Annotated in this window: 17 protein-coding genes and 1 riboswitch; of the genes, 11 read left to right on the top strand and 6 right to left on the bottom strand. The window is 70.3% G+C overall.

Annotation, left to right across the window (positions count from 1 at the left end; genetic code table 11):
- The first annotated feature begins 1 nt into the window (after position 1).
- A complete protein-coding gene (locus O4N75_RS05265) occupies positions 2–511 on the top strand; it encodes a GrpB family protein (protein ID WP_269628301.1) in 510 nt (169 codons plus the stop codon).
- Here O4N75_RS05265 and mutY read toward each other — a convergent pair.
- Positions 508–1,557, bottom strand: a complete 1,050-nt coding sequence (gene mutY / locus O4N75_RS05260) for an A/G-specific adenine glycosylase (protein ID WP_269629328.1) — start codon at positions 1,555–1,557, stop codon at positions 508–510. The genes O4N75_RS05265 and mutY overlap by 4 nt on opposite strands.
- A gap of 56 nt (positions 1,558–1,613) precedes the next feature.
- Between mutY and O4N75_RS05255 the strand changes: the two genes are divergently transcribed.
- From O4N75_RS05255 to O4N75_RS05215, 9 genes are all read left to right on the top strand, one after another.
- Positions 1,614–2,156 carry a DciA family protein gene (locus O4N75_RS05255; RefSeq protein ID WP_269628300.1) on the top strand — a complete coding sequence of 181 codons (543 nt, stop codon included), beginning with the start codon at positions 1,614–1,616 and terminating at the stop codon, positions 2,154–2,156.
- 86 nt (positions 2,157–2,242) lie between these two features.
- The gene (locus tag O4N75_RS05250; protein WP_267234320.1) at positions 2,243–2,860 is read left to right on the top strand and encodes a DsbA family protein; all 618 of its coding nucleotides are present in this window, start codon (positions 2,243–2,245) and stop codon (positions 2,858–2,860) included.
- Between the two features lie 3 nt (positions 2,861–2,863).
- Entirely contained in the window at positions 2,864–3,475 is a 612-nt protein-coding gene (locus tag O4N75_RS05245; protein ID WP_269628299.1) for a thioredoxin domain-containing protein, read from the top strand.
- 16 nt (positions 3,476–3,491) lie between these two features.
- Complete coding sequence (locus O4N75_RS05240; RefSeq protein WP_269628298.1) at positions 3,492–6,935, top strand: AAA family ATPase; 3,444 nt, start codon at positions 3,492–3,494, stop codon at positions 6,933–6,935.
- A gap of 227 nt (positions 6,936–7,162) precedes the next feature.
- Complete coding sequence (locus O4N75_RS05235) at positions 7,163–7,513, top strand: AtpZ/AtpI family protein (protein ID WP_267233298.1); 351 nt, start codon at positions 7,163–7,165, stop codon at positions 7,511–7,513.
- Between the two features lie 16 nt (positions 7,514–7,529).
- Entirely contained in the window at positions 7,530–8,315 is a 786-nt protein-coding gene (locus O4N75_RS05230; RefSeq protein WP_267233297.1) for a F0F1 ATP synthase subunit A, read from the top strand.
- A 52-nt stretch (positions 8,316–8,367) separates the two neighbouring features.
- Positions 8,368–8,592 carry a F0F1 ATP synthase subunit C gene (locus tag O4N75_RS05225; protein WP_183772054.1) on the top strand — a complete coding sequence of 75 codons (225 nt, stop codon included), beginning with the start codon at positions 8,368–8,370 and terminating at the stop codon, positions 8,590–8,592.
- Positions 8,593–8,669: 77 nt separating this feature from the next.
- Positions 8,670–9,272, top strand: coding sequence for a hypothetical protein (locus tag O4N75_RS05220; protein WP_269628297.1), 603 nt, complete (start codon positions 8,670–8,672; stop codon positions 9,270–9,272).
- The gene (locus O4N75_RS05215) at positions 9,272–9,775 is read left to right on the top strand and encodes a F0F1 ATP synthase subunit B (RefSeq protein WP_269628296.1); all 504 of its coding nucleotides are present in this window, start codon (positions 9,272–9,274) and stop codon (positions 9,773–9,775) included. Before O4N75_RS05220 ends, O4N75_RS05215 begins: the two co-directional genes overlap by 1 nt.
- 11 nt (positions 9,776–9,786) lie before the next feature.
- On the opposite strand, the gene O4N75_RS05210 is transcribed toward O4N75_RS05215, so the two are convergent.
- The 5 genes from O4N75_RS05210 to gcvT all read right to left on the bottom strand — a co-directional run bounded on the left by O4N75_RS05210 (position 9,787) and on the right by gcvT (position 14,799).
- Positions 9,787–10,185 (bottom strand): PGPGW domain-containing protein, encoded by a 399-nt coding sequence (locus O4N75_RS05210; RefSeq protein WP_269628295.1) that lies wholly within the window; start codon positions 10,183–10,185, stop codon positions 9,787–9,789.
- A 124-nt stretch (positions 10,186–10,309) separates the two neighbouring features.
- The gene (gene gcvPB / locus O4N75_RS05205; protein ID WP_269628294.1) at positions 10,310–11,893 is read right to left on the bottom strand and encodes an aminomethyl-transferring glycine dehydrogenase subunit GcvPB; all 1,584 of its coding nucleotides are present in this window, start codon (positions 11,891–11,893) and stop codon (positions 10,310–10,312) included.
- The gene (gene gcvPA, locus O4N75_RS05200; protein WP_269628293.1) at positions 11,893–13,236 is read right to left on the bottom strand and encodes an aminomethyl-transferring glycine dehydrogenase subunit GcvPA; all 1,344 of its coding nucleotides are present in this window, start codon (positions 13,234–13,236) and stop codon (positions 11,893–11,895) included. Before gcvPA ends, gcvPB begins: the two co-directional genes overlap by 1 nt.
- A gap of 71 nt (positions 13,237–13,307) precedes the next feature.
- On the bottom strand, positions 13,308–13,673 hold the full coding sequence (gcvH, locus tag O4N75_RS05195; protein WP_267233291.1) for a glycine cleavage system protein GcvH: 366 nt from the start codon (positions 13,671–13,673) through the stop codon (positions 13,308–13,310).
- A 13-nt stretch (positions 13,674–13,686) separates the two neighbouring features.
- On the bottom strand, positions 13,687–14,799 hold the full coding sequence (gcvT, locus tag O4N75_RS05190) for a glycine cleavage system aminomethyltransferase GcvT (RefSeq protein ID WP_269628292.1): 1,113 nt from the start codon (positions 14,797–14,799) through the stop codon (positions 13,687–13,689).
- 157 nt (positions 14,800–14,956) lie between these two features.
- Positions 14,957–15,050, bottom strand: a riboswitch (glycine riboswitch).
- A 173-nt stretch (positions 15,051–15,223) separates the two neighbouring features.
- Between gcvT and O4N75_RS05185 the strand changes: the two genes are divergently transcribed.
- The gene (locus tag O4N75_RS05185) at positions 15,224–15,574 is read left to right on the top strand and encodes a nuclear transport factor 2 family protein (RefSeq protein ID WP_269628291.1); all 351 of its coding nucleotides are present in this window, start codon (positions 15,224–15,226) and stop codon (positions 15,572–15,574) included.
- Positions 15,575–15,586: the final 12 nt, after the last annotated feature.

Here is a 15,586-nt window from a genome sequence, read left to right as displayed (position 1 = left end):
CATGCCGTACGGCCTGGGACTTGAGCGGACCGCCAACCGGCTGGCCGCGCCGAACCCGCTATGGGGGCGGGCTTTCGAAGAGGAGGCCGCCCGCATCCGCGCCGCCGCCGGCCCTGACGTCCTGGCCATCGAACACTATGGCAGCACGTCGGTGCCAGGGCTCTGCGCCAAGCCGATCATCGATCTGCTGGTCGGCGTGGCGGACCTCTCCGTCGCCGACCGCCATGCGCCGGCCATGCTCGCGCTGGGCTACGACGACTCCGGAAACGGCGGCGTCGACGGCCACCGGATCTTCGGCAAGGGCGCGGCGCGCACCCATCTGGCCCACTTCGTCGTGCACGGAGGCGCCGAGTGGGTCGCCACGCTGCGGTTTCGCGACATGCTTCGCGCCGACGCCGGTCTGCGCTCGGCCTACGAGCAGCTGAAGTCCCGGCTGGTCGCCGAGCATCCCACCGACCGCGCCGCCTACACCGCCGGCAAGTCCGAGTTCATTCTCGCCGCCCTGGCCTAGAGCAGATTGCTCAACCCCGCCCGCGCGGCCTTGAGGAACACGCTCGGCAGGGCGTCGAGCCCGGCCCTCGGCGTCCAGATCAGCCCCTCGGCGTCGCCTTCGGCCCGCAGCAGCCGCAAGGTGAGGCTGAAGTGGGTGAAAACGTGCTCGACCTCGCCCGCGGCCCGCCAGTCGGCCGGCGCCGGCGCGGACGCGGCGGCCTCCGCATCGCTCCAGACGCTCGCGCGCCAGTCGCTGGTCGGCAAGGCCAGCATGCCGCCCAGCAGCCCCTTGGGCGGGCGGCGCACCAGCGCCACCTCGTGGCCGCGCGTCAGGATGTAGGCGACGCCGTTGCGATGCGGCCGCGCGGCCTTGGGCGTCTTGCGCGGATAGGTCTCCGGCTCGCCGCCGGCCAGGCCCGCGCAAGCCGCGCTGAGCGGGCAGCGATCGCACAGCGGCGCCTTGGGCCGGCAGATCGTGGCCCCCAGGTCCATCAGCGCCTGCGCCCAGTCCCCGGGACGATGATCGCGCACCAGCCCCCCGGCCAACGCCTTCAGCTCGGCCTTGCCGTCGGGCAGCGGCGTCTCAACCGCGAACAGCCGCGACATCACCCGCTCGACATTCCCGTCGACCACATTGGTCGGCCGGTCGAAGGCGATCGCCCCGACCGCCGCGGCGGTGTACGGCCCAAGCCCCGGCAAGGCGCGCAGACCTTCTTCGGTATCGGGAAACACCCCGCCGTGGTCGCGCGCGACGGCCCGGGCGCAGGCCAGCAGGTTGCGGGCCCGGGCGTAGTAGCCGAGCCCCGCCCAGGCGGCCATCACCTCGCCGTCGTCCTCGCCCGCCAGGTCGCTGACCGTCGGCCAGCGCCGGGTGAACTTGAGGAAATAGGGCGCGGCGTGCGGCACCGTCGTCTGCTGGAGCATCACTTCCGACAGCCATACGCGGTAGGGATCGGCGCGCTCGCCCAGCGCATGGTCGGCCGGCCCCACCCGCCAGGGCAGGTCGCGGGCGTTGGCGTCGTACCAGGCCAGCAGGCGGTCGCGGAGCATCTCGGGCGTCACCAGGTCTCAGCTACCCGATCCTCGCCTCGGGCGGGAGCCTTGTTGTAAGGTGGCGGCCGATGCCTCGCCCCCTGCCCACTCCCGCCGAAGCCGCCGAGATCCTCGCGCGCAAGCGCACGCGGCCCCAGCACCGGCCGCCGCCGGTGGCCGGGCGGGGGCTGTCCAAGCTGCTCAGGGAACTGGACGCCAAGTACGGACAGGGGCCCGGCGCGCTGCAGGCGCGCTGGCGCGAGATCGTCGGCGTCGAGCTGGCCAAGCGCACCGAGCCGGTGAAGCTGACCAAGCCGCGCGGCGGCGGCCCCGGCGCGCTGGAGATCCGCGTCGCCGGCGCCTCGGCCGCCCTGATCCAGCACCAGGCGCATGAGATCGTCTCACGGGTGAACCTGTTCCTCGGCGAGGGCGCGGTGAACAAGCTGCGTATCGTCCAGGGGCCGCTGCGCACGGCCGGGGCCGAGACCAAACCCGCCCGCCGGCGCGCCGCGCCGCTGGACGCCGCCCAGGAGGCCGAACTGGCCCGCGGACTCGAACACGCGCCCGACGGCCCCCTGAAAGCCGCATTGCTGAGGCTCGGTCGGGGCGTTATGCGGCGGGGAGCCGGCTGAGCCTGGTTGACTTCGCCCCGGCGCCCACGTTCCACGGGCCGGGAATCGCGCTTTAATCTTTCATTCGGAATTCCGCAGAGGTGCAAATGCCGAACTTCAACCGTCGCCTTCTCGTCGTCGCGGCCCTGGGCGCGCTCGCCCTGGCCGGCTGCTCCAAGAGCGGCGGCGCCGGGTCCGTCGACACCGCCGACATGACCCTGGGCGATCCCAACGCCAAGGTGAAGCTGGTGGAGTACGCCTCGCTGACCTGCAGCCACTGCGGCAAGTTCAACAACGAGGTCTTCCCCGAGTTCAAGAAGAAGTACATCGACACCGGCAAGGTGCATTACACCTTCAAGGAATTCCTGACCCCGCCGAACGAGGTGGCCGCCGCCGGCTTCCTGACCGCGCGCTGCGCCGGCAAGGACAAGTACTTCCAGGTCACCGACGCCATCTTCCATGCCCAGCAGGAGATGTTCACCACCGGCGACATGCGCGGGATCCTGCTGCGCACCGCCCAGTCGGCCGGCATGACCGAAGAGAAGTTCAACGCCTGCATCACCGACGAAGCGGCGCTGAAGGCCCTGAACGAGCGCGTCGAAAAGGCCGTGAAGGTCGACAAGATCACCGCGACCCCGTCGTTCATGATCAACGGCAAGAAGCTCAAGGAAGGCGAGATGACCATGGCCGAGCTCGACGCGGCCGTCGCCGAGGCCTCGAAGTAAGCCATGCGCCAGCCGAACCGTCGCATCGCCGTCGCCGTCCTCGGGGCGGTCGCGCTCTGCGCCGGTTCGGCCCTGGCCGCCCCGCCGCTGCCCGACGACATGTCGCTGGGTAATCCCAAGGCCAAGGTGAAGCTGGTCGAGTACGCCTCGCTCAGCTGCACCCACTGCGCGGTGTTCAACAACGAGGTCTTTCCGGCCTTCAAGAAGAAGTACATCGACACCGGCAAGGTCCATTACACCCTGCGCGAGATCCTGACGCCGCCGGCCCAGGTCGCCGCCGCCGGCTATATGACCGCCCGCTGCGCCGGCAAGGACAAGTACTTCACTGTCGTCGATGCGGTGTTCCGCGGCCATGACGAGATGGTCAAGACCGGCGACGCCCGTGCGGTGCTGGTCGCCGCGGCGCAGGCCGGCGGCCTCAGCGAAGCCCAGTTCGAAGCCTGCCTTTCCGACGAGGCTGCGCTTCAAGCCCTCAACGCCCGCGTCTCGCGCAACGCCAAGCAGGGCGAGATCGCCGGCACCCCCACCTTCGTGTTCAACGGCGTGAAGGTGAAGGAAGGCGAGATGACCGCCGACGAACTCGACGCCGCGGTCGCCGCGGCCTCCAAGCGGTAGGAGGCGCCCCCGGCCCGTGCACTTCCAGAGGCTCCGACTCTCCGGCTTCAAGTCCTTCGTCGATCCGACCGAGTTTCGGATCGAGCCCGGAGTCACGGGCATCGTCGGACCGAACGGCTGCGGCAAGTCGAACCTGCTGGAAGCCCTGCGCTGGGTGATGGGGGCCAATTCCGCCAAGGCGATGCGCGCCGGCGGCATGGACGACGTGATCTTCGCCGGCTCGGGCAATCGCGCCTCGCGCAACCACGCCGAAGTCGTCCTGACCATCGACAATTCCGACCGCCGCGCTCCGCCGGCGTTCAACGACGCCCCGGTGCTGGAGGTCGTGCGGCGGATCGATAAGGGCGCCGGCTCGACCTACAAGATCAACGGCCGCGAGGTGCGCGCCCGCGACGTCCAGCTGCTGTTCGCCGACGCCTCGACCGGCTCGAACTCCCCGGCCCTGGTGCGCCAGGGCCAGATTTCCGAACTGATCGCCGCCAAGCCGCAGAACCGCCGGCTGATCCTGGAAGAGGCCGCTGGCGTCTCCGGCCTGCATTCGCGTCGCCATGAGGCCGAGCTTCGGCTGCGCGCCGCCGAGACCAACCTCGCCCGCCTCGACGACGTCTCGCGCGAGCTGGAGACGGCGCTCAACCGCCTACGCCGCGAAGCCCGTCAGGCCGAGCGCTACAAGAAGCTGTCGGCCGAGATCCGCGCCCTGCAGGGCGCCGTCCTCTTCGCCCGCTGGTCCGAGGCCCGCGACGCCGCCGTGCGCCTGCGCGAGGAAGCCGCCGCCGCGGTCGCCGCGGTCGAGGCCAACACCAGGGAGGCGGCGAGCGCCACCACCCGCGCCGCCCAGGCCGAGGAGGCGATCAAGCCGCTGCGCGAGGCCGAGACCATCGCCGCGGCGATCCTGCATCGCCTGGCCATCGACAAGGACCGCCTGGAGCGCGAGGGCGAGGCCCTGGCCGCCGAGGTCGAGCGCCTGACCGGCGACCTGACCCGCATCGACGGGGACCGCGCCCGCGAGACACAGATCGCCCACGACGCCCAGGCCGCCCTGGCCCGCATGGCCGAGGACCTGGAGGCGCTGGAGGCCGCCATCGCCGCCGCCCCCGAGCGCGTGCCCGAACTCGAAGAGGCCGCCCGCGCCGCCGAGGAGGCCCGCATCGCCGCCGACAAGGCGGTCGAGGAGCTCGCCGCCCTGGCCGCCGCCGACGAGGCCCGCCGCCGCGCCGGCGCCGCCCGCGTCGACGAGGCCAACAATCGCGTCCTGCGCACCCGCCGCGCCCTCGACCAGGCCAAGAGCGAGCGCGCCCAGCTCGGCCCCGCCGTCACTCCGCAGATCGAGGAGGCCCGCGCCGAGCTCGAGCGCGCCCAGGCCGCGCTGATCGCCGTCCGCGCCGCGCTGGAGACCGCCGAGGAGGACCGCGGCAAGGCCGCCGCCGCCGAGGCCGAAGCGCGCGAGGCCGCCCGCAAGCAGGACGAGCACCTCGGCAGACTGACCGCCGAGGCCCGCGCGCTGGCCCAGATCGTCGCCCAGCAGCGCCGCGCCGGCTTCGCCCCGGCCCTCGACTCCGTGGTTCCGGCCCGCGGCTATGAACGCGCGGTCGCCGCCGCGCTCGGCGATGACCTGGACGCCGCCCTCGACCCCAAGGCTCCGGCCTTCTGGGGCGGCGGCGAGGCCTCGTCCGCCGCCTGGCCGCCCGGCGTCGAGCCGCTGGCCCCGAAGGTGAAAGCCCCCGACGCATTGGCCGCCCGCCTGGCGCACATCGCCGTGGTCCCCCGCGAGGACGGCGACCGCCTGCAGGCCGCGCTGCCCCCGGGCGCGCGGCTGGTCTCCAAGGAAGGCGACCTCTGGCGCTGGGACGGCTTCGTCGCCCGCGCCGACGCCCCCAAGCCCGCCGCCATCCGCATGGAGCAGAAGACCCGGCTGGCCGAGGTCGAGACCGAGATCGAGGCCGTCTCGCCGCGCGCGGCGACCGCCAAGGAAGCCCTGGCCGCCGCCTCCGCCAAGGTCCGCGCCGCCGAGGACGCCGTCCGCAACGCCCGCCGCGAACCGCCGGCGGCCGAGCAGAAGGTCTCCATCGCCCGCGGCAATCTGGAAAAGCTCGACCGCGAGGCGACCCGCCGCGAGGCGCAGGCCCAGTCGCTGGACGACATGATCGGCCGCTTCGAGGCCGAACTGGCCGACGCCGAGCAGATCCTGGCCACCGCCGTCGCCGAGACCTCCAGCCAGGGCGAGGCCGGCGACCTCGTCGAGCGGCTGGCCGCCGCCCGCGCCGCCGCCGGTCCGGCCCGGGAGGCCGCGTCCGCCGCCCGCTCGGCCCTCGAACTGGAAGTGCGCGAGCGCGACGGCCGCGCCCGTCGGCACGAGAACCTCAAGCGCGACAGCGACGACTGGACCCGGCGCGGCGCGACCGCCGCCCGCCGCCTGGACGACCTGGCCGAGGGCCGCGCCAAGGTGCAGGCCAATCTCGACCAGGCGCTCGAGGCCCCGGCCTCGCACCAGGAGCGGCTCGGCAAGCTGCTGGACGAGCTCGCCGCCGCCGAGGCCCGCCGCGCCCAGTCCTCGGACGCGCTGGCCCAGGCCGAGGCCGCCCGCACCGAGGCCGACCGCGCCCTGCGCGCCGCCCAGGGCGCCGCCGGCGAGGCCCGCGAGCTCCGCGCCTCGCTCGCCGCCAAGCTGGAAGCGGCGATCGAACGCCTGACCGAGATCACCAGCCAGATCCGCGAGACCGCCCGCATCGAGCCCGAGCAGCTCGGCCGCCAGCTGGCCGAAGAGGCGGTCGCCATCCCGACCGACGCCGGCGGCATGGAGGCCCACCTCTACGCCCTGGAGCGCCAGCGCGATTCGATCGGGGCGGTGAACCTGCGCGCCGAGGAAGAGGCCGGCGAGCACGCCGCCCGCCTCGAGACCATGATGAGCGAGCGCACCGACCTGACGGGCGCCATCGCCCGTCTGCGCCAGGGCATCGATGAACTGAACGGCGAGGGTCGCGAGCGTCTGCTGGCCGCCTTCGAAGTGATCAACGAGCACTTCAAGGCGCTCTTCCAGGCCCTGTTCCAGGGCGGCCAGGCCGAACTGCGGCTGGTCGAATCCGACGACCCGCTGGAGGCCGGCCTCGAAATCTACGCCTGCCCGCCCGGCAAGCGGCTCTCGACCATGAGCCTGATGAGCGGCGGCGAGCAGGCGCTGACCGCCTGCGCCTTGATCTTCGGGGTGTTCCTGGCCCAGCCGGCCCCGATCTGCGTGCTGGACGAAGTCGACGCCCCGCTCGACGACGCCAATGTCGACCGCTACTGCAACCTGCTCGACGAGATGCGCCGCCGCACCGAGACCCGGTTCATCACCATCACCCACAATCCGGTGACCATGGCCCGCATGGACCGCCTGTTCGGGGTGACCATGGCCGAACGCGGCGTCTCGCAGCTGGTCTCGGTCGACCTGCGCCAGGCCGAAGCCATGGCGGCGCAATAAGTCGAGGTTCCGCAAGGGAATCTGCGCCGTTCCTAACCTTCGCCCCCGGCGGTCTGGCCCCGCGGGCGGTGGACGAGTTGTCGCGACGTCATTTTTCTCAGCAATTACAATGCGCTAAATCACACAACCCCAGCCTTGACGCACCGCACCCGCGCCTATAGGTTCCGCGCGACTTGAAGCCCCGGCCGCGGCGGGCGACGTCGTGGTTCCAAAAGGCCGCTCGACGCATGCCGCATCCGGACAATTCGCGCGACGAGGCGATCAGGCGCCTCGACGAAAGGGCCGCTGCGCTTGAAGAGCGCACGACCCAGACGCCGCGCGACTACGGTTCCAAGGCCGCCGGCTACGGCTATCGCCTCATGGGCGTGCTGATAGGCGGGGTCTTTGTGGGACTGGGCTTCGGAGCCGGGGCGGACGTCGTTCTGAAGACGGCGCCTTGGGGGATGATCATCGGAGTCCTCGTGGGCTTCGGCGTTTCTATTTGGATGGCCGTTCGTTCGGCCCAGCGCATGACCGCCGAAGCGGCGAGGGAGTGGGGTCCCGTTCAGGACCTCCCCCCCGACGACGAGGACGATTGAGGGAGTTCGAGGCGGCATGGCCGACCCGATGCATCAGTTCGAGATCCACAAGGTCGTGGATCTGCCTTCGTTCACTCTGCCGGGCGTCGGCGCGATTGACATGTCGATCACCAATTCGACTGTCGCCATGTTGGCGGCGGCCGCTCTGGTGGTCCTGTTCTTCGCGGTGACCACCGCCAAGGCCGCCGTCGTGCCGGGCCGGTTGCAGGTCATCGGCGAGGGGATGTTCAGCTACATCGACGACCTCGTCGCCGGGATCATCGGCCACGAAGGGCGCAAGTTCTTCCCCTACATCCTGACCCTGTTCATGTTCATTCTGATGATGAACATGCTGGGCATGTTCCTCGTCTTCACGGCGACTTCGCAGCTGGCGGTGACCGCCTCGCTGGCCGTGATGACCATCCTGATCGTCATCATCTACGGCGTGCTGCGCAACGGCGCGAACATGTACAAGCTGTTCGTCCCGTCCGGCATCCCCTGGTACATGCTGATCCTGGTCACCCCGATCGAGATCCTGTCCTTCCTGCTGCGCCCGGTGACCCTCGCCCTGCGTCTGTTCGGCAACATGCTGGGCGGCCACGTGGCTATGAAGGTCTTCGCCGGCTTCATCATCTCGCTGGGCGCTCTGGCCGCCACCGGCGGCGTCGCCTCCCTCGCCTATGTGGCGGCGGCCCTGTCGCTCGGCGGCGTCGTCGCCCTGACGGCGCTGGAGTTCCTGGTCGCCTTCCTGCAGGCGTTCGTCTTCGCGGTTCTGGCCTGCGTCTATCTCAACGACGTGGTCAACCTCGGCCATCACCACTGATCGGCCGTCGCACTCAACAACCCTCTTCAACTTTCAAACGGGACTGAAAACTATGGACGCTGAAGCCGCTAAGTTCATCGGCGCTGGCCTCGCTACCCTGGGCATGATCGGCGCCGGCATCGGCGTGGGCACCATCTTCGGCCACTTCCTGGCGGGCGCCACGCGCAACCCGTCGGCCGCCGGCGGCCAGTTCACCAACCTCATCCTCGGCGCGGCTCTGACCGAAGCTCTGGGCATTCTGGCCTTCGTGCTCGGCCTGCTCATCCTGTTCTCCTAAAGCCAGATCCGCAGGTCCCGAGGGGCGCGTCGTCATCGTCGCGCCCTGACCTGCGTTTATAAGGACGTCTAAGCCTTATGGCCGCCGAGACCACATCCCACGAGGCCGTCGCCGCCGATCACGGGGCTCACGCTCCCGCCGGCACGACGGAAGTCGCCGCCCATGGCGGCGGCGAGAGCGGAGGTGGCCTGCCCCAGTTCGAATTCGAACATTGGGGCGGCCAGATCGTCTGGCTCTTCCTCATCTTCGCCGTCCTCTACATCCTGCTGGCCAAGGTCTTCATTCCGCGGCTCCGCAAGATCCAGGACACCCGCGCGGCGACCATCGCCGACGCGGTGACCCAGGCCCGCAGCGTTCAGGCTGAAGCCGAGGCGCAAGCCAAGGCCGCCCAGGCCGAGATCGACGAAGCCCGTGCTCGCGCGCGCGGCCTCGCCGTCGAAGCCAAGGCCAAGGCCGCCGCTGAACTCGCCGCCAGCCAGAAGGCCGAAGACTCCCGTCTTCAGGCCCAGATGGATGAGGCCGAGGCCCGCATCCGCGGCCTGCGCGACCAAGCCATGTCCAACGTCCGCGGCATCGCTGGCGAGACGGCTCAGGCCATGGTCGAGAAGCTGACCGGTCAGAAGGTGACTGCGGCCGAGATCGACGCGGCGCTCGCCGCTCGCGTTCAAGGAGCCGCCTGATGCCTGCTTTCCTTAATCCCGCCAACGCGGAGTTCTGGGTCGGCGTCGGCCTGCTGATCTTCCTCGGCATTGTGATCTTCGTGGCCAAGGCCCCGAAGGCCATCAACGCCGCCCTGGACGCCAAGTCCGCCAAGATCCAGGCTGACCTGGACGAAGCGGCTCGCATCCGCGAGGAAGCCCAGCGCCTGCTGACCCAACTGAAGGCCGAGCGCGCCGAAGCCGAGGCGCAAGCCAAGGACATGCTGGCCGCCGCCCAGGAAGAGGCCCGCCGCTACGAGGCCGACGCCAAGGCGAAGCTGGAGGAGAGCCTGGCTCGCCGTCAGCAGCTCGCCGAGCGCAAGATCGCCAACGCCGAGGCGCAAGCCGCGGCCGAGGTGAAGGCCGCCGCCGCCGATCTGGCGGCCCAGGCCGCCGAGGTGGTGCTGACCCAGCGCCTCCCGGGCGTGAAGACTGATCCGCTGGTCGACCGTGCGATCAGCCAGCTGGGCTCCAAGCTCCAGTAGGAACTAACGGTTTAGCGCCGGCGTCTGAAAAGGCGCCGGCTGCGAACCATGAAGCGAAGGCCCTTAGGCGCCAGAAGACGCTCGATCTTCAAAGCCTGATGCCAGGACATCTTCAGGATTTGCGGGTCCCGCCGCAGCAGCCGCCGGATCGGTGAGATCACCCGCGGGTGCGCGTGATGCAGGCGGACGAACTGCCGCCGCGCCTTGAACGAGTTGCGCAGGATCACCATCAGGCCGACGACGATCACCGGGATCCCGCCGGGGCCCGGCAGCGGCGCGATCAGCACGCCGGCGATCACGATCAAGCCGCCGACCACGACCAGGCCGAAGCGCACGAGTCGCCCCGCGAGATCGCGGGTGACGTCGTCGGTGGCGCGATTGCCGCGCACGCTGGGCATGGCGAGTGACACGTTCAGACCTGGATTGAGCCCGCGCGCCGAACTGGGGAGGACCAGCGGTCGGGCGTCCTGCGATATGAGAACGTATCTAGGACTCGTAAAGGCGACCCTGCGGTTAAATTTCGTCCACTTGCGGCTATTCGGCGGCGAGCGGCGCCGGAGACACACCTGCCGCTTCCGGCCGCCAGGTCAGCCGCGGTTTGCGGGCCGCCAGCGTCTCGTCCAGCCGGCGCAGCGGCGCGAGGTAGGGCGCGCCCTTGAAGCGGTCGGCGTCGCCGGCCTTGGCGGCGTGCGCCAGGGCGATCAGCGCCTCGCAGAAGCGGTCCAACTCGTGCTTGGGCTCGGTCTCGGTCGGCTCGATCAGCATCGCCCCGTGGACGACCAGCGGGAAGTACATGGTCATCGGGTGGAAGCCCTCGTCGATCATCGCCTTGGCGAAGTCGAGCGTGGTCACCCCGGTGCCGTCCAGCCAGGCGTCGTCGAACAGCGCCTCGTGCATGCACGGGCCGTCCGGGAAGGCCGCGCTCATCACCGGCGACAGGCGGGCCTTGATATAGTTGGCGTTCAGCACTGCGTCCTCGGCGACCTGGCGCAGCCCGTCGGCCCCATGGCTGACCATGTAGGCGTAGGCGCGGACGAACATGCCCATCTGGCCGTGGAAGGCGCTCATCCGGCCAAAGCCCTGGGCGGCCTCCTCCGTGGTCTCCTCGACCAGCTTGAAGCCGTCCTCGCCGGCCACCACCCAGGGGGCCGGGGCATGGGCCGCCAGGGCCGCCGACAGCACCACCGGGCCAGCGCCCGGCCCGCCGCCGCCGTGCGGCGTCGAGAAGGTCTTGTGCAGGTTGATATGCATGGCGTCGACGCCCAGATCGCCCGGGCGCACCCGGCCGACGATGGCGTTGAAGTTGGCGCCGTCGCAGTAGAAGTAGGCCCCGGCCTCGTGGGTCAGGCGCGAGATCTCCAGGATGTCGCGCTCGAACAGACCGCAGGTGTTGGGGTTGGTGACCATGATCGCCGCCACGTCCGGCGACAGCTTGGCCGCCAGGTCGGCGGTGTCGACGCGGCCGTCTTCGGTCTGGGCGATCTCGACCACCGAATAGCCGACGAAGGCGGCGGTGGCCGGGTTGGTGCCGTGGGCCGAGGTCGGCACCAGCACCGTGCGGCGATGCCCCTGCCCGTTCGCCTCGTGAGCGGCCTTGATGGCCAGCAGACCGCAGAGCTCGCCATGCGCGCCGGCCTTCGGCGACAGGGCCACGGCCGGCATGCCGGTCAGGGTCTTCAGCCAATGGGCCAGACGGTCCATCAGCGCCAGCGCGCCCTGCACCGTGGCCTGCGGGGCCAGCGGGTGCAGGTCGGCGAAGCCGGCCAGCCGGGCCATCTTCTCGTTCAGGCGCGGGTTGTGCTTCATCGTGCACGAGCCCAGCGGATAGAGCGCCAGGTCGATGGCGTGGTTCTTCTGGGAGAGGCGCACGTAGTGGCGCATCGCCTCCGGCTCCGACAGACCCGGCAGGCCGATCGGCGCGGCGCGGACCAGGTCGCCCAGGTCCGAGGCGTCCTGCGCGGCCGGAGCCAGGTCGACGCCGGTCTTGTCCCAGCCGCCCAGTTCGAAGATCAGCGCCTCGTCCTGCAGCAGCCCGCGGCCGCCCGTCAGCGAGGTATGGCCGGTCGATTCAGCGGCGCCTTCCGGACGGGTCGGACGGCCAACATTCAGCATGGTCATTACGCGGTCCTCCCGGCGAGCGCCTGGGCGAAGGTCTGGATGTCCTGGGTGGTGGTGGTCTCGGTCGCAGCGACCAGCAGGACGTCGTCCATGCCAGCGCCCGGATCGAGCCGCGAGAACGGCACGCCGGCGACGACGCCGTCGGCCAGCAGGGCGTCGACCGCAGCGGCCGCATCGCCCTTCAGGCGGATGGCGAACTCATTGAAGAACCGCGGGGTCAGCACTTCCACGCCCGGCACGCCAGCCAGGGCGTCGCGCAGCTCGCGGGCCTTGGCGTGGTTCAGGGCGGCCAGGTCGCGCAGGCCGCGCTCGCCCAGCAGCGACAGGTGGATGGTGAAGGCCAGGGCGCAGAGGCCCGAATTGGTGCAGATGTTCGAGGTCGCCTTCTCGCGGCGGATATGCTGCTCGCGGGTCGAGAGCGTCAGCACGAAGCCGCGGCGGCCCTCGGCGTCCACGGTCTCGCCGCAGAGGCGGCCGGGCATCTGGCGCACCAGCTTTTCGCGGCAGGCGAACAGGCCGACATACGGGCCGCCGAAGTTCAGGCCGTTGCCGATCGACTGGCCCTCCGCCACGGCGATGTCCGCGCCCATCTCGCCCGGCGACTTCAGCAGGCCGTAGGAGACCGCCTCCGTCGTCACCACGATCAGCAGCGCGCCGGCCGCGTGGGCCGCCTCGGCGATCTTGCTGACGTCGGTCACGACGCCGAACACATTCGGGGTCTGCACGACCACTGCGGCGGTGTCGGCGTCGATGGCGTCCAGCACGGCGGCCTCGGCGTCGATCGCTGCGGCCTGGCGCACGATGTCCATGCCCTCGGCATGGGCGATGGTCTGGGTGGTCGCCGCATAGTGCGGATGCAGGCCGCCCGACAGCACCGCCTTCTTCCGGCGGGTGACGCGCTGGGCCATCATCACCGCCTCGGCGCAGGCCGTGGAGCCGTCGTACATCGAGGCGTTGGCCACCTCGAGCCCGGTCAGGGCCGCGACCTGGGTCTGGAACTCGAACAGCACCTGCAGCGTGCCCTGCGCGATTTCCGGCTGGTAGGGCGTGTAGCTGGTCAGGAATTCCGAGCGCTGGATGATGTGATCCACCGTCGCCGGGACGTGGTGCTTGTAGGCCCCCGCCCCGCAGAAGAACGGCCCTGCCCCGGCCGGGCGGTTCATCGCCGCCAGCCCGGCCAGCTCGCGCTCGACCTCCAGTTCGCCAGCATGCAGCGGCAGGTCGAACAGCTCGGCCTTGCGGGCCGCGGCGGGCACGTCGACGAACAGGTCGTCGACCGAACCGGCGCCGATGGTCGCCAGCATCTGCGCGCGGTCGGCCGGGGAAAGGGGCAGGTATCTCATGGTGTCTCTACTCCCCGCTCGTCCCGGCGAAAGCCGGGATCCAAGCGGCGCATCAGCTTGGCGGGTCGGGCTTACAGCGTGCCCAGGAAGGCTTCGTAGGCGTCGCGGTCCATCAGCGCCTCGACCTCGGCCGGATTGGCGAGCTTGATTTTCGCGAACCAGCCCGAGCCTTCCGGCTGGTCGTTGACCGTCTCGGGCGCATCGCCCAGCGCGGCGTTGCCCTCAACGACTTCGCCCGAGATCGGGGCGTAGACGTCCGAGGCGGCCTTGACGCTCTCGACCACGGCCAGGTTGTCGCCGGCCTTCACGGTCTTGCCGGCTTCCGGGACCTCGACGAACACGACGTCGCCCAGCTGTTCGGCGGCATAGGCCGTGATGCCGATGGTGGCCACGTCGCCGTCGACGACGACCCACTCGTGATCCTTGGTGAAACGCATAGGTGGCCCTCTCTCAGAGCTTGCGAACGTAACGATGAGGAACGAAGGGCATGGCCGTGACCTCGGCGGTCTGGGCCTTGCCCCGAACGATGACTTTCAGCTTCGAGCCGGCCGCCGCATAGGCCGGCGGCACGAAGCCCATGGCGATCGGCTTGCCCATGCTCGGCGAGAAGCCGCCGGAGGTGACGACGCCGATCACATTGCCCGCTTCGTCGGCGATCTCGGCGCCCTCGCGGGCCGGCGCGCCTTCCAGCACGACCAGGCCGACGCGCTTGCGGCTCGCGCCCTCGGCCAGCTCCTTGGCGATTCGGGCCGCGCCCGGGAAGTCGCGGGCGTCGCGGCGCTTCTTGGAGATCGAGAACGCCAGGTCCGCCTCGATCGGGCTGACGGTCTCGTCAACGTCATGGCCGTAGAGCGGCAGGCCGGCTTCCAGGCGCAGGCTGTCGCGCGCGCCCAGGCCGATCGGCTTGACGCGGTCATCGGCCAGCAGGGTGTTCCAGACCCGCTCGGCCTCCGAGGCCGGGATCGAGATCTCGTAGCCGTCCTCGCCGGTATAGCCCGAGCGCGAGACGATGGCGTCGGTCCCGAAGGCGTTCATTGCTCGGGCGTCCATGAACACCATGCTCGCAGCCTCGGGAGCGTGCTGCGCCAGCACCTCGGCGGCCTTGGGACCCTGCAGCGCCAGCAGCGCGCGGTCCTCGAGGCGCTCGATGCGCACCTGTCCGGCCAGCTCGTCGTCGATGACCTTGAAGTCGTTGTCCTTGCAGGCGCCGTTGACCACCACGAACAGGCCGTCGTCATCCGGACGCGCGGCCATCAGGTCGTCGATGATGCCGCCCTTCTTGTTCAGCAGCACCGAGTAGCGCTGCTTGCCCGGCTTCAGGCCGATAAAGTCGCCGGGGGTGACCTCTTCGAAGGCCGACAGCGGCGAGACCCCGCGCAGCCGGGCCTGGCCCATGTGCGAGACGTCGAACAGGCCGGCGTTCTCACGGGTCCAGAGGTGCTCCTTCAGCACCCCGTCCTTGTACTGCACCGGCATCGAATAGCCGGCGAACGGCACCATGCGGGCGCCCGCGGCGATGTGCGCGGCGTTGAGCGGGGTGGTCTTCAAGTTTTCTTCGGACACGACGGACTCCGGCTGATGACCTCGCGAGCGTTCGACAAGGCAATGCCCTTGCGACGTTCGCGCCCCCGCTGTCCCTGAGCCTGAGAGATTTCAGGACCAGGCGGTCCCTTGCTCCTTCGGCGAGCGCCGGTTTCCCGACGCTGCTTTCCAGCGTTCATCAGCTCGCGCGGTCCTTTTGCCTGAGCGTTTCCGGGGCGGTTGCGCCTTCGGCTCCGGGCCCCGAAAGGCCCGATCTCTCCCGCGAGAGTCGTCGCATAACTCTTCGATCGCCGAATGGGAGTCAATGCGCCACGCGTTCCATGGCCGACGCTTGTGACGATCTGCGCGCGGAGGTCGCGGGCCGGGGCGCCGCATGCTACGTTGGTGCGTCAGGCGCGACAGCGACCGCCTTGGCCGCGGGGACCCGCCTGGCGGAGGCGGCCCCATGTCCTCGATCACCCCAAAGACCCTGAAAACTGCGCTGGAAGGCCGCGACGCCTCGGCGCTGATCGGCTTCTATGTCGACGATGCGGTCATCCAGATCATTGACCGCGACCACCCGCCCAGCGCCCCGCTGGAGCTGCGCGGCAAGGCGCAGATCGCCCGCTACTATGAAGACGTCTGCGGCCGGGCGATGACCCACAGGCTGGAGTCGGCCGTCGCCGACGACGCGCACATGGCGTTCAGCGAGTCCTGCGCCTATCCGGACGGGACCCGCGTGTTCTGCACGGCGATGCTCGACCTCGATCACGGCCAGATCCGCAACCAGGTGACGGTCCAGGCCTGGGACGCCTGAGCGCCCCGGCCG

The organism is Phenylobacterium sp. NIBR 498073 (assembly GCF_027286305.1).
Taxonomy (GTDB): Bacteria; Pseudomonadota; Alphaproteobacteria; order Caulobacterales; family Caulobacteraceae; genus Phenylobacterium.
This window is presented reverse-complemented; position numbering and strand designations above follow the sequence as displayed.